13 protein-coding genes and 1 pseudogene are annotated in these 14,039 nt (G+C 53.9%); all 14 read left to right on the forward strand.

Going from position 1 to position 14,039, the window contains the following annotated elements; all coding sequences use genetic code 11:
* A pseudogene (locus Q4D85_RS08055) lies at positions 1–365 on the forward strand (hypothetical protein); the annotation flags it as partial.
* An 880-nt stretch (positions 366–1,245) separates the two neighbouring features.
* Positions 1,246–1,740: a hypothetical protein gene (locus Q4D85_RS08060; protein ID WP_303199571.1), complete on the forward strand. Its 495-nt coding sequence runs from the start codon at positions 1,246–1,248 to the stop codon at positions 1,738–1,740.
* Between the two features lie 208 nt (positions 1,741–1,948).
* Positions 1,949–3,268: an ATP/GTP-binding protein gene (locus Q4D85_RS08065; RefSeq protein ID WP_303199572.1), complete on the forward strand. Its 1,320-nt coding sequence runs from the start codon at positions 1,949–1,951 to the stop codon at positions 3,266–3,268.
* A gap of 1 nt (position 3,269) precedes the next feature.
* On the forward strand, positions 3,270–3,944 hold the full coding sequence (locus Q4D85_RS08070) for an RloB family protein (protein WP_303199574.1): 675 nt from the start codon (positions 3,270–3,272) through the stop codon (positions 3,942–3,944).
* 531 nt (positions 3,945–4,475) lie between these two features.
* Positions 4,476–6,020 carry a hypothetical protein gene (locus tag Q4D85_RS08075; RefSeq protein WP_303199575.1) on the forward strand — a complete coding sequence of 515 codons (1,545 nt, stop codon included), beginning with the start codon at positions 4,476–4,478 and terminating at the stop codon, positions 6,018–6,020.
* A 43-nt stretch (positions 6,021–6,063) separates the two neighbouring features.
* The gene (locus Q4D85_RS08080) at positions 6,064–6,621 is read left to right on the forward strand and encodes a hypothetical protein (protein ID WP_303199577.1); all 558 of its coding nucleotides are present in this window, start codon (positions 6,064–6,066) and stop codon (positions 6,619–6,621) included.
* Positions 6,622–6,710: 89 nt separating this feature from the next.
* Positions 6,711–7,703 (forward strand): dTDP-glucose 4,6-dehydratase, encoded by a 993-nt coding sequence (gene rfbB / locus Q4D85_RS08085; protein ID WP_303199643.1) that lies wholly within the window; start codon positions 6,711–6,713, stop codon positions 7,701–7,703.
* A 55-nt stretch (positions 7,704–7,758) separates the two neighbouring features.
* Positions 7,759–9,186 (forward strand): bifunctional dTDP-4-dehydrorhamnose 3,5-epimerase family protein/NAD(P)-dependent oxidoreductase, encoded by a 1,428-nt coding sequence (locus tag Q4D85_RS08090; RefSeq protein ID WP_303199579.1) that lies wholly within the window; start codon positions 7,759–7,761, stop codon positions 9,184–9,186.
* A gap of 5 nt (positions 9,187–9,191) precedes the next feature.
* The gene (gene rfbA, locus Q4D85_RS08095) at positions 9,192–10,052 is read left to right on the forward strand and encodes a glucose-1-phosphate thymidylyltransferase RfbA (RefSeq protein WP_303199581.1); all 861 of its coding nucleotides are present in this window, start codon (positions 9,192–9,194) and stop codon (positions 10,050–10,052) included.
* A 10-nt stretch (positions 10,053–10,062) separates the two neighbouring features.
* Complete coding sequence (locus tag Q4D85_RS08100; RefSeq protein ID WP_303199583.1) at positions 10,063–10,878, forward strand: glycosyltransferase; 816 nt, start codon at positions 10,063–10,065, stop codon at positions 10,876–10,878.
* A 32-nt stretch (positions 10,879–10,910) separates the two neighbouring features.
* Complete coding sequence (locus tag Q4D85_RS08105; RefSeq protein ID WP_303199585.1) at positions 10,911–11,690, forward strand: glycosyltransferase family 2 protein; 780 nt, start codon at positions 10,911–10,913, stop codon at positions 11,688–11,690.
* Positions 11,691–11,695: 5 nt separating this feature from the next.
* On the forward strand, positions 11,696–12,046 hold the full coding sequence (locus Q4D85_RS08110; protein ID WP_047261003.1) for a DUF2304 domain-containing protein: 351 nt from the start codon (positions 11,696–11,698) through the stop codon (positions 12,044–12,046).
* Between the two features lie 55 nt (positions 12,047–12,101).
* On the forward strand, positions 12,102–12,968 hold the full coding sequence (locus Q4D85_RS08115) for a thioredoxin domain-containing protein (RefSeq protein WP_303199588.1): 867 nt from the start codon (positions 12,102–12,104) through the stop codon (positions 12,966–12,968).
* A gap of 103 nt (positions 12,969–13,071) precedes the next feature.
* On the forward strand, positions 13,072–13,956 hold the full coding sequence (locus Q4D85_RS08120) for a cytochrome c biogenesis CcdA family protein (RefSeq protein WP_303199590.1): 885 nt from the start codon (positions 13,072–13,074) through the stop codon (positions 13,954–13,956).
* Positions 13,957–14,039: the final 83 nt, after the last annotated feature.

A 14,039-nucleotide genomic window follows, 5' to 3' on the forward strand; every position in this document is an offset into this window, starting at 1 on the left:
GAATAGCCGCAGCGCAACACATCGACGAAGTAGCACACCTCATCAAACCACTCGGACGGATGGGGACAATAGGGGATGGAACAACCGTAATTGTAGGATTCGTTGAAAGTGCACAAACTTTGGAAGCTACCCCGGCTGTTGAAGCTGTTGGATCATTCGCAGGCGGTGCTCTGGGTGGGGCAGCGGGCGGGGCTCTAGCCGGATCCGTTGTCGCAGGTCCCGTTGGTACTGTCGTTGGCGGCGCAATAGGCGGACTCGCAGGCTCAGAGCTAGGCAAAAAACTCGGCCACGAAATCGGCGAAATAATCGACGAATCAGAACTCAAGCAAGAAGTTACTGACTATTTAAAGCAGCTTCGTAATTAAACGAAATGTTTGATTACTTCACTTTTAAAGACCAACCACATTGGGGAATAACGTGATCAGTTCAAGCTATGGTATAGCAATTATGCTTTTGGGCTTACTGCCTTTCTTTGGCTACATTATATTGTTCCCTAATGAAAAGGATGTTCTTTATCGAAAACACCAATTTGGTGGATGGTATTTCATCTGTGAACTTTTGTTTTATTTTATTGTAGGAATTTTGCCAGCAATAGTATTTTTCACACTTTCTTACGTAGATTTACCGCATTTTCGACTAAGGGTGTTAGTGATCTTTTTTGCTTCAATCATCATCTTTCCTGCATTCCTATTCACTACTTGGTTTAGGATGTCTGGCTACAATTACAAAACCCGTTTGCGCGATTTTCGTCCCTTCATGAGGGAGATCAGAGGGAAGAATCCGCACCCAGAGTCTTGTGCGGCTTTTAGCGTGGAGAAACCGAAATCCACATGGCTTTTTAAAGGGTGTTTCACATTGCTAATCCTTATGTCGATTACTTTAATTGTGATGGTATGGCTCCTAATATCTGCATAAAATTTAAATCTAGAAAACGGTGAGTTTTCTCTCAAAATAACAGGTGTAAATTTTTGATCTGCAGTTTTCCGTAGATAGTGGGTATACCGTAGCGAAAGGCATGCAGATATTCCTTTTTAAAACTGATCTTTGTTTAAAAACTATTTTGCGAAGCTTATTCAGGTGCGGGGGTTCGGTAGGGCGGTTGTTTCTCTGATTTGTGGTATAAGCAGAGACAGGCGTTGAATTTTGTATGAAATGTCACGACGCATTTGCACGACCCCTGAATAAGCTTCAAGAATTCACAAAATACTTCGATTAAACTCTACTTTAAACACAACGCTTCGAAACATGAACGAATCAACATATATCACCATAACCCTTATTCTAGGTTTTGCACCTGTCCTCTATTATTTATTGTTTTTTCCGAAGGAAAAAACAATACGTTTAAGAAACAATTCTTTTGGTGGCTGGTATTTTATATTTGAGCTTTCATCTTTCTTCACTATTGGTTTCATTCCTGCGATTGTTATAAATACACTTTTCTTTTCAGATTCCTGGCCGATTCGCGATAAAATTCCGGTCATATTCATCATCTCCACGGCAGCATATTTCACATACTTACCTATAACATGGTTAAAAAAATCGGGATATAGGTACAATACAAAACTTCACGATTTAAAACCTTTCATCCGAGAGATTTCCGGGAAGGATCCATATCCAAATTCCAGCAATCCCAAGACATCTTCCTTCAGGCCAAAATGGCAATTTATTGGATGCGGTTTATCCCTTTTCATTATGGCAACAGCGTTTGTAATTTTATTGTGGCTGTGGGTGAACTCGTAGGCTTTGATCTTATCGAGCCCTATCTTTTGGGAGTAACTTCCTCATAAAATTCACCTGCCCTTAGCTAGCCATTCGGCCTTTAGATGCGTTCCTTCAGCAAGTAAACACAAACAGCACTTCCGAAAAGATGCGAAATTTTCACCTCTTCTTGTAGGATGTAAGTTGTTGTTCCTCCATATGTTTAGGTGCGAAAGGTTGGTGCATCTCAATGATTCTTGAGTTTAGGGTTTCCAACTACAGCTCTTACAACGAAGAGGCTGTACTAAGCATGATTGCAACCCGAGAACAAGCGCATGGAGAACGTCTTGCTGTAATTAACAAACATCATGCCCGTCGCGTGAACCCCATTGCCGGCATTTACGGCGCGAATGCTTCCGGAAAAACCAATGAGATCACCGCAATACTCGAATGGAAGAATTTAATACTTAAACCACAGCTTGGCTCCATAGGAGACCGGCATTTCAAACTGGCACAACTTGGAAAAACTCGGCCAGTAGCATTCCAGATGCACTTTCTCCATGATGAAACGGTCTTCATCCATGGCATCAAAATTGTACGAGGCCGAGTGTCCGAGGAATATCTGTACAAGACAAGTGGCAAAACCCACACGTTGATCTTCGACCGATCCGAGGACGGTGTAGAGCTATCGCACGACAACGATCAAGTGCTGTCCCTCATACAAAAGAATCTTGCACCCAGCGAAACTCTCGCGTTCCGACTTGGCGAGACCCTCCGTGGCGAGGAAGGCTACGAAGATTTCTGCGCACCATTCAAATTCGCCCAACGCCTGCTCTTCGTAAGTCCACGCGCTCAGGGGATTACCGTTCCGCTGTATGAAGATAAATCACTGGCAAATCTCAATGAAACACTCGCTGCATTAGACATTGGTGTTTTGCGGCTCGATATTGAAGATACCAACATAGACCAGTCGGATTTTAGCCCTTCGGAAATCGACGAAATCATCGGTAGTGACAGAAACAGTTCAGCGCTTATTTCTGATGGCAACAGTCTTTTCCAAATAAGAGGTGGCGACGATGCCGTGAGCATCAAGAAAATTTGTTTCATTCACCAAGGGGTCGACGGTGAATACAAACTGGAATGGGGCGAACAGTCTGAGGGAACCCGAAAGGTCTTTTCAATCCTTCCCCTTCTCTGGACGTCCGTTCATAGCCAAAAAGCACCTCCCATTGTGCTTATTGATGAAATCGATCAAAGTCTGCATACGTCCCTTGCAGAGCAATTTCTTCGAGCTTTTCTCCATTTATGTACCGAAAATACCCGTAGCCAGTTGATCTTTACAGCCCACGATTTAATGCTCATGAACTTGGACTACCTTCGGCGGGATGAAATTTGGATTTGTGAGAAGTCCCCAGACGGTAGTTCGGAGTTGATTAGGCTCACGGAATATGCCGGAATCCGGAACGACAAAGACATACGAAAGAGTTATCTTCTGGGGCGGTTCGGCGGAGTTCCGGAGGTTAATAGTCGCCAACTTTTGGATTCTCTCGCAGGAAAAGCAGCAGGGTGACATGGCACGAAAACGTGACTTGCGCCAGCTTGACTTTACCAAGCACCCCGTGGGAACGCGGCAACCACGAAAGTTGTTCCTTATCGTTACGGAAGGCCAAACAGAGGAGAAGTATTTTCGGCACCTTCAGAAGGCCCTCAGCCTTCTGAAGTCTTCTGTCCGTGTCGAGTTTGAAGTTGTCTCGTCAAAAAACGGCACCGATCCCGCTAGTGTACTTAGCGAAATGATGAAGTTGCTAGACGAGAAGAAGAAAGACGACAGACTACGTTCTGGTGATTTCGCGTGGATTGTCGTCGATGAAGACGAAGGAATTCAAGAGCAATTTGACAAAGTTCAAGAATGGTTAGCTGAGCGCCCTGATAGATTTTTGGGCTATTCAAAACCCCAATTCGAGTATTGGCTATGTCTGCATTTTGACAAGATTACGGGAGTAGCTACCCAAAAGAAATGCATGGAAAAGCTCAAGTCCTTCGTCCCCACCTATAAGAAAAACGATGACAAACTTCTATCGTCCTTTTCTGAAAACGTCATTCTCGCAGCAGTGACGCACGCTCATGAGTTGCGTCCAAAGATCACCCTTGAGTCAACTGTGGCGGATTTACGTGACACCCCAGCTGCAGTAACTACCGTCCACCTTCTTGTAGAGCAGTTAATCCAATTACGAGATTCCCACTGAGGGGCTTTCGGCCACTGTCGGTACCAGGTTGGCAGTACCGGCGTTAAAAACGCACATACAGGCAGCCTCAATCAACCAGCGCCCAATTCATAGAAAACAAATATGGACGACGTCTAGCGATTATGAATATATTTATTACCATTTGGTCGGGTTTGCTATAGACTACACGTCGTCATGCAAAGTTTCTTATATGTTCTTTCGCCTTCAAGCGCAGCAATGCCCGTGCCGCTCCCCAGCGCCCCTTTCCCGCTTTTATGCTTTAATCCTTAATTAGGCGAGGCGTTTTCATCATCGGTTACGTCTTATACCCGCCGTGGATCGGCTAACTACCGGTGTACTTTCCTCGCCGCTTTGCTTGTTTTTCCTGTGTTGTACCAGAGCATTTGGGGCGGCGTACTGCGTGCTTGGTGTGCTTTAATTGGAGCGGGCGTGGCTTTAGATTCCAGTTACGCACGTTTCCCGCCGCTGGCGGAGACCTTACTGGGGTCACTTTCCCGCCCGTTTAAACTTTTTGAATGTTTGAGGTTTCCCATGCCCACGCATTATGCATTGCGGTACGGCGCAATTGTGACTTCTTCTCATCATCCGTCCTGCACGTTGCAGGAAGCGGCGACGGCCTTTGTGGAGCTGCTTAATTGCGGGTTTTTCGTCAAGGTAGACCAGCTGCAGGCGCTGAGCCCGGCGGAGTTATCTGAGTTAATCGGGCATGTATATGCCCGAGACGATCGGCGGTCGCCGATTTTTCCGGGGTTCCCCGCCGAGGTCGTAACCGACGAGGATGCGCAGTTGTGGTTGGAGGCGAGTGATTTCTATGCGGATTTTCGTTTCTGGTTGCCGCAGGCGGAGCGGGAATTTGAACGCAAGCATTTGGAAACCATCACGGAGCACTCGCGGCCGCGTCGGCTGAACGTGGTTGCGCCGACTGCGGACGATCTTCACCGGCTGTGGTCGAAGTGGTTGAGCCCGTCGCGTTCCACCTGTGATTATTTCACCCAAGTGGTGCGGGTGCTTTCCGCGTCAACGGATGTGGTGTCGCTTGTCAGCACCACCGAGTTCCGTAGTCAGCCCATGTTCGCGGCGGCGCTTATGAGTCTTCGCACTAGTGGCGCGCCGGTTGCCGAGGTGTTTCGGGCGGGTCTTAGAAAGGCCACCGGCCCGACCGATGTTCTGCGGGTGGTGTTGGCGTGTTTTAGCACTGACTCTTATGTGGCGGTCACGTTGGGTTTTTCGCGATTGTACCCGGCGCGTACTACGTCCCTGCCGAGGTGGGCTAGGCGGGAGCTCATTGCCACCCTTGGCCGGTTCCAGTCATTGGCGGACCTCGATGAGTATCTGCGCCATCGGCGGTTGTGGCGGTGGGCGTTGCAGAAGGTGCACCCGTATCAGATTCCTGGGTATGAACAAGCCCTATCGGGTTTGGATGTTATTTTCGGCAGTGTAGTACACCGTAACGCGATAACACGAGCGAATGCCGCAGTTGCAGCTAACGACGTGTCTGCTGCACTTGATGCGCTGAGTATGCAGCCGACTCAGTTGTTCCGGGAGCTGGTGCGCATCGGTTCGATTTGTCGAACTGACGCTGATCGGAAGTTATTGGTCGCTGCCATTGAAGCATGTGGGCGGCAGCTTCGGCTTAAAACGGTGATCGCCGCGCTTAATGCGGTGCGTAACACTGCGCCGGAGCGGTTGGTTAATGTTCCGCATGCTGGGGTTTATCTCCGGAAAGACGCCAAGTATGGGCTGAAACCGGAGGTGGCGCGGCTCTTGGATGAGGCGCTTGGCCGGGTGGTCGTCGAAAAGCTAGGTGCGGTCGCACTGCCGGAGGATGTCGCCGCGCTGGTGCCGGATATGCGCCCGGTTCCGCTGCTACGGCGCGCGTCGGACGTGGTGCCAGGGCAGGTTCTGGCGTTGGGTACCAAGCCTTCCCGGATTACCGCGCGGTGGCAAAAACGCCACCCATTCGGGCAGCATCGGTGTCGTCTTTGCCGATGCCAACCTGGAGTTTTGCCTGGGCAAGGTGGGCTTTTCGACGCTTCACTCCTCCCCACTGCGCGAATTCATCGAGTGCGCGCCTGACTTTGTTTCTATCCGCCTGGGCGAGACTAAGTGGGACGGTATCGTGTCGGTGATCCCCCATGCCCGTTATGCCATTATCAGCGTCACTATCCACAACACTAACAATTCGTGGGCGCAGGAGGGCAAGTTGATGAAGAATGATCCTCATGCCGCCATCCGCATCCAGGCGCACCATACGGCGGGTGAAACAGATTCTGGTTGGCTTACGCTCAATTCCCCAGCGGCGTCGGTGCTTCCGGTCGTCATTGATCTTAATACGGGTGAGGCGGTCTGGCTTGATTCTTACCTACGAAAGCGAATGGCGGCCTTCCACTTAGGCGCGCCGGAATACACGGACTACCGTTCGGGTCGAGTGTTAAACCTACACCACGGAAACGACCACGCCGTCCCGCTGGTGCGAGCGGAGCTGGCGCGAATCCGCAGCGGGATGACCATCGGTGAGCTTATGGCCGTGTGGCAGGCCGCGCATGCGGATGCCGAGGCGGCGCAGTCTGTACCTTCGGTGCCTGCCGCCCCCGCGGCTGAACTGCCTGCCGATACTTCCCTTGAGGTGGCGCAGCGGCAGCTTGCGCTTACGTATGATCTGTTGAACCAGTTATAGGTGCTTGATGGTTGGCCGTGTCGGTGGCGGAATGCCGCCGGGTGGCCGCGCGGCTGCGGTTGGGCGGTATAGTTTTTAGCATTATGAAGATGCTTGTCACCGGCGGTGCTGGGTTTATCGGCACCAATTTCGTCCGCCGCACGTTAGAAACCCGACCCGAATACGAGATCACCGTGGTGGATAAGCTCACCTACGCTGGGCGAAAAGACAACCTCAGCGGACTGGACTTGCGGTTTGTTGAGGGCGACATAGCGGACCCGCAGGTTATCAATCCGCTGGTGCGTGACGCGGATGTGGTGGTGCATTTCGCAGCCGAGTCGCATAACGATAATTCGCTTTCCAATCCGTGGCCGTTCGTCCACAGCAATATCATCGGCACGTTTGCCCTGTTGGAGGCGGTGCGCGCCCACGGCACCCGGCTGCACCATATTTCCACCGACGAGGTATTCGGCGATTTGAGCCTTGATGATCCCAATCGGTTTACCGAACACACCGCCTACAACCCGTCGTCGCCGTATTCGGCAACCAAGGCGGGCAGCGACCATCTGGTGCGCGCCTGGGTGAGAAGTTTCAATATCCCGGCCACGATTTCTAATTGTTCCAATAATTACGGCCCCTACCAGCACATTGAGAAGTTCATCCCCCGCCAGATCACCAACGTTCTAGTGGGGTTGCCGCCGAAACTCTACGGCACCGGGGAGCAGGTGCGGGATTGGATTCACGTCGACGACCACAACGATGCGGTGCACCTCATTCTCGACCGGGGCACCGTGGGAGAAACCTATATCATCGGCGCGGACAACGACAATGTGAGCAATAAGCAGGTCATTGAGCTTATCTGCGAACTCATGGGGGTGGCCGACTATGAGCACGTGGCGGATCGGCCGGGCCACGATATGCGCTACGCCATGGATTCGACGAAACTGCGCACCGAGTTAGGGTGGCAGCCGACATTCACCGACACCGATTCCGGCATGCGGGAAGGACTAGAAGAAACAATCGCCTGGTATGAGAACAACCGTGACTGGTGGCTACCGATCAAGCAAGAAGTAGAAGCCCGCTACGCCGAAACCGGCCACTAGGCTCAGGTGGGTTCGATAGGTCAGAATAGGTCAAAAGGTAGGGTGGTTTTTACTCATGGACTTTAACGCACCACTGACAGTAACCGACACCGCTATCGCGGGGCTTCAGGTTCTTACACTTAGCGTGCACGGCGATCACCGGGGCTGGTTTAAAGAAAACTGGCAGCGGCAGAAAATCAACCAGCTTAGCGGCGTAACCCCAGCTCTTCGCGCATTCCGGCCGGTGCAACACAATGTTTCCTTTAACGCCGAAGCCGGAGTCACCCGGGGGTTGCACGCGGAACCGTGGGACAAATTAGTATCCGTCACCTACGGTGAGGTCTTCGCGGCGTGGTGTGATCTGCGCGCCGGGTCGCCGACCTTCGGCACGACGGTGTGGCTTACCATCGACCCGAGCGTTGCGGTGTTCGTCCCCCGCGGGGTAGCCAACGGTTTCCAGGCGTTAACCCCCACTAGTTACAGCTACCTGGTCACCGCCCATTGGTCGCCCGATGCCAGCTACAGCCACGTGAACCTCGGCGATCCGCAGCTTGGCATTCCGTGGCCGATTCCGCTGGATCAGGCCGTATTATCCGATGCGGATCATACTCACCCGTTGCTTGTCGACGCCACCCCGGTCCCCCCGCACCAGATCGCGATTATTGGCGGCGGCGGTCAGGTGGCCACCGCCCTAGCAGAGGCATTGCCAACCGCCGAAGTTTTTACCCGGGCAGACCTCAACATCAACGCCGATTACGCCACCATCCGCGATTTCTGCGACTGGTCCAGGTTCGACACCATCATCAACGCGGCCGCCTACACCCAGGTGGATGTCGCCGAGACCGAACGGTTAGAATGCTGGGCCACCAATGCGCTAGGTGCTGCCGCCGTAGCTAGGCTCGCCACCGACTTTAACCTCACGCTTATCCATTTCTCCTCCGATTACGTCTTTGATGGCACCAGCGATAACTACACCGAAACCGCAGCCTGTGCCCCGCTCAATGTCTACGGGGCGAGCAAAGCCGCAGGCGACATCGCCGTTATGGGCACCGCGAAGCACTATATTCTGCGCACCAGTTGGGTGATCGGCTCGGGCAAAAACTTCGTCACCACCATGCTCCACCTCGCGGGGTCGCAGGTGCAGCCGACAGTAGTCGACGACCAATTCGGCAGGCTGACGTTTAGCACCGACCTGGCCCACGCAGTCACCCACCTGTTAGAAACCCAACCTGAGTATGGCATCTACAACGTCACCGGCAACGGCGACGTTGTGAGCTGGGCGGACATAGCGGAAGAAGTATTCACCCTCGCGGGGGCCGACCCGGCTAGGGTTACCAGGTGCAGCACCGCCGAATACACCATGAGACTCGCGCACCCGGTAGCCACCCGGCCAGCGAACTCCGCGCTGAGCTTGGCTAAAATCGAGGCCACTGGGTTTCAGCCAGCCTCGTGGCGGGAAAGTCTTGGCACATACGTTGCCAAGCAGCGTGAAAAGGAACGGTAACCGAAATGAAGGGCATCATTCTAGCCGGGGGTTCCGGCACCCGGCTGTACCCCATCACGATGGGCATATCCAAACAACTCATGCCGATCTACGACAAGCCGATGATCTTCTACCCGCTGTCCACCCTCATCCAGGCGGGCATTAACGACATCCTCATCATCACCACGGAAGAAGACAACGCCAATTTCCGCAGGCTCCTTGGCGACGGCTCCCAATTCGGCATCCAATTACAGTACGCGGTCCAACCCAAACCCGAAGGACTCGCCCAAGCATTCATCATCGGCGCGGACTTCATCGGCACAGACTCCGTGGCCTTGGCCCTCGGCGACAATATTTTCCACGGCTCCCAATTCACCACCACCCTATCCACCATCGACGACGTTCAGGGCGGAAAAGTATTCGCCTACCAGGTAAGCGACCCCAGCCGCTACGGGGTGGTCGACTTCGACGCTGAGGGAAACGCCCTATCGATCGAAGAAAAACCCCAGCACCCCACCTCCAACTACGCGGTAGTCGGCCTGTATTTCTACGACAACACCGTCGTCGACATCGCCCGCACCATCCAGCCCTCCGCGCGCGGCGAATTGGAAATAACCGCCGTCAACGAGGCCTACCTCAACCACGGCACCCTCAAGGTGCACAAACTCGGCCGCGGCGACGTCTGGCTCGACACCGGCACCTTTGACTCCATGAGCGAAGCGGCGGCATACGTCGAAGTCCTGCAAAAACGAACCGGGCAAGTCATCGGCTCCCCGGAAGTCGCCGCCTTCCACCAAGGATGGCTCGACCGCGAACAATTGACCAGGTTAGCCACCGGCCCGTACGCAAAATCCGGCTACGGAAACCTCCTACTCAACGTGCTGTAGAAAGACGTATATGACCACCTTAACCGCCCTGATGAGCGTCTATAAGAAAACCGACCCGGAGCAACTTCAAGCCGCATTACAATCGCTGGTCGATCAAACCCGGCCCGCCGATGCGATTGTCATCGTGGAAGACGGCCCGCTGTCCACCGCGCTCTACCAGGTGTTAGACGACCACGTCGCACAGCACACGTCCAGTCGTCGTATAGCGCTAGCCACCAACCAAGGGCTCGGGGCCGCGCTGCGCGCCGGGCTAAGCAGCATCGACACGGAATTCGTCGCCCGGTTAGATTCCGACGACATTGCCGCGCCGCACCGCTTTGCCACCCAGTTACAGCTTTTCGATTCCCGCCCAGAACTCGACGTAATCGGCAGCGCTGTGGCGGAATTTACCCACACCCCCGGCGATACCGATGCGGTGCGGTCGTTGCCGGAGAGCCACGCCGCGATAGCCCGCTACATGAAGATCAATAACCCCATTAATCACCCCAGCGTGATGATGCGGGTAGCCGCGGTAAAAGAAGCAGGCGGATACCGCGATATTCACTTCATGGAGGACTACGATTTGTTCGCCCGCATGCTGGCGGGCGGCCGACGATTCCATAACATCGCCGAGCCGCTTACCTACTTTCGGGTGAGCGACGATCAGTTTGCGCGTCGCACCGCCCGCGGCATGTGGCGAGTGGAGAAAACCATGCAACGTAACCTGGTGCGCTATGGATTAGTTTCCAAACCCCGGGCGGTAGCAAATTTCATTATTCGCAGTTTATATCGATTATTACCGTTCTCCTTGCTTAAACGGGCATATTCGGTACTGTTTAACAAGTAATAATTCCTTTCTTGTTTACCTTTACTTTCACTATGAATAACCGCCCCTCCCCGTCACCGGAACCCGCAGCCACTGATGCGACTCCGGTTGTTGACGCCGCCGCTGCGCCCGCCATTGCAGCGGATGCGTTTAGCGATACTTGGCTTATCATCCCGTGCTTCAACGAGGGCCAGGTCATTGAAGGCGTTATCCGCAACGCCCGCGCCACGTTCCCCAATATCGTCGCCGTCAACGACGGTTCCAGCGACGATTCCGCCGCCCGTATTCACGCCGGTGGCGCGCATCTGGTGAATCATCCGGTGAATCTCGGCCAGGGTGCCGCCATTCAAACCGGGGTGGAATACGCCCGGGCACAACCTGGGGCGAAATACTTCGTCACCTTCGACGCCGACGGCCAGCACCAGGTCAAAGACGTGGTTCGGATGCTTCATCGGCTGCGGAGTGAACCGTTGGACATCATCGTCGGAACGAGGTTCGGAAGGCCGCGCTCCGCCGACGACCAAGTGCCGCTGCTCAAACGGATTGTGTTAAAAACCGTGGTCATGCTCTCGGTCACCACCCGCAAACTGGGGCTCACCGACGCCCATAACGGCCTGCGGGTTTTTAACAAAAAGGTGGCCGATGAGATGAATATCCGAATGAACGGGATGTCGCATGCCTCGGAAATCGTATCCCACATTCTCGACCGGGGTTGGCGGGTAGCGGAAGAACCAGTGGATATCTTGTACACGGAGTATTCCATGAGCAAGGGCCAGTCACTGATCAACGGCGTTAATATCTTGGCCGATGGCCTGTTGGCGAGGAGAATATAATCATCATGACGACAACCATCGTGCAATTATTACTGCTGATTACCACCCTGCTTTTGGTGCTGTACTTCCTGACAAATCGTCGAAAAGCACGCGCCAAGGCCGGTGTGAAGCTCGGCTTCGTCGTGTTGGTCATTCTGGCGATCTGGGCGGTGCTGCGCCCCGACGACGTCACCGTCATCGCCAATACTATCGGGGTGGATCGCGGAACCGACCTGATGTTATATGTGCTCATCATGGCGTTCGGGTTCACAACTTTGTCCACGTGGATTCGGTTCCGGGAACAGGAATTGCGCTACGCGCGGCTCGCGCGCGCCATCGCATTGCAAAATGCCATTACGCCTGAAGATGAATTCTGAAACGGATAGTCGCTACAATAAGGCAACTACTTTTTGTCAGGAGCCTTAACTTTTTATGAAAAAGAACCAATTTTCATCCGTTTCACCTGCCATTTGGGCATTATTCGCAGTTCTCATCGCCGTAGCGGGCATGATCGGTTACGTGGTGGGGCATAATTCCGTCGAACAGCCAGCCACCATGGCGCGCGACGAAACCACTGCGGCGCCACACCAGGCGGAAACCACCACTGCGAAACCTACCGGCAAACCAGCCCCGGCAGGCACCGCCGAAATTGATCCGCTAAGCGACCCTGCGAAGATCGACGCGAAGATTTTCGGCTCCAACGGTGAAGTGAAATCTGAGGCGGATATCCTTAACGTGCATCGTCGTAACGCGGCCGACCCGTTTGCCTACGGCGCCATTGACGCGCCGGTGGTTATCTCCGAGTTCTCGGATTTTGAGTGCCCATTCTGCGCCCGGCACGCCAATACCGCCTATAAGAACATCGTGGAAGATTACGTAAAGAAGGGCTTGGTACGCATCGAGTGGAACGACTTCCCCATCAACGGCGACCATGCCATCGCCGCGGCTAAAGCTGGTCGCGCTGCTGCCGCCCAGGGTAAGTTCTACGAATTCAAGACCGCCCTGTTCACCGCATCTGCGTCCGTCTCCGGCCACCCGGATAACACCATTGAGGATTTCGTGGAGTTTGCGAAGCAGGCAGGTGTCCCGGACCTGGAGCGGTTCCGCGCCGAAGCCACCGACGATACCTATTCCGATACCGTCACCAGCGCCCGCGATTACGCGGCTGCCATCGGCTTAACGGGTACGCCGGGTTCCTTGGTGGGAACTCAGTTTGTTAATGGCGCTCAGCCCTATGAAGTATTCAAGCAGATCATCGACGAAGAACTGATCAAAGCCAACGACAAGGCGAAGCCTTAGGGAATATCTGACTCGCTGACGGTGGTTGTATCTGTTGACCGCCTGTTAGTGAGTCAGTTTTTATTTTCTGGCCGTACCCACCACCTAGCTTTTCGAGGTTACCGTGATCGACATTGGACTTTTAGGTGCCTTCATCGGCGGCATTCTGGCACTTCTAAGCCCCTGTTCGGCATTATTGCTGCCCGCATTTTTCGCCTACGCGTTTTCCACCCCCACCCAACTTATCGCCCGCACCACGGTGTTCTTCCTCGGCCTAGCCGCCGTGCTAGTACCCATCGGCGTGGGCGCAGGCGCGGTAGGAAGCTTCTTTACCACCCACCGCGATACCCTCATCACCGCTGGCGGCGCTGTGGTGATGATTCTCGGCGTCTTCGTTTTCTTCGGCGGCGGTTTCCGCATCGGCCCATCGATGGCACCGGCTGGAACCTCGCGGGGTTCTACCTTCCTGCTCGGTGCGCTATATGGTTTCTCGGGGTTTTGCACTGGCCCGCTTCTTGGTGCCGTGCTCACCACGGCAGTCGTCGGTGGCGGTTCGATTACCGCTGCCGGTGGCAACAGCAGCGACAACGTGATAGCCGCCTCCGCCTACGGCGCCCTGATTTTGGCGGCCTATGGCCTGGGCATGACGGTGCCGCTGTTCGGCTTGGCCTTAGTGTGGGACAAGTGGAATATTTCGCAGTGGCGGCCGCTTATCGGATCAACCCGACAAGTCGGCCCTTTGAAACTGCACACCACCTCGATGTTGTCCGGCGGGCTTTTGGTTGTGGTGGGCGCGCTGTTTTTGTTCTTCCGGGGCGGAACCACTTTGCCGTCGGTTATCAGCATCGATAGCCACGCCCGAATCCAGGAGTGGGTGTTATCGACGTTCGGGAACGTCAGCGACGTCATGGTTGCGATCATTATTGGGCTTGCCATCGCTGGGGGTTTGGTAGTGTATATCCTTCGTAACTCTTCCGCTGGCGCTAGCGATAGTTTCGACAGCAAATAGATCACATGTGGTGTTAGCCTTGGGTTCCCCTTTCAAAGGTGGTCTTTTGTAGTATCGCTATCAACTGTTGTGACCACGTACAT

It is taken from the genome of Corynebacterium sp., assembly GCF_030532965.1.
Taxonomy (GTDB): Bacteria; Actinomycetota; Actinomycetes; order Mycobacteriales; family Mycobacteriaceae; genus Corynebacterium.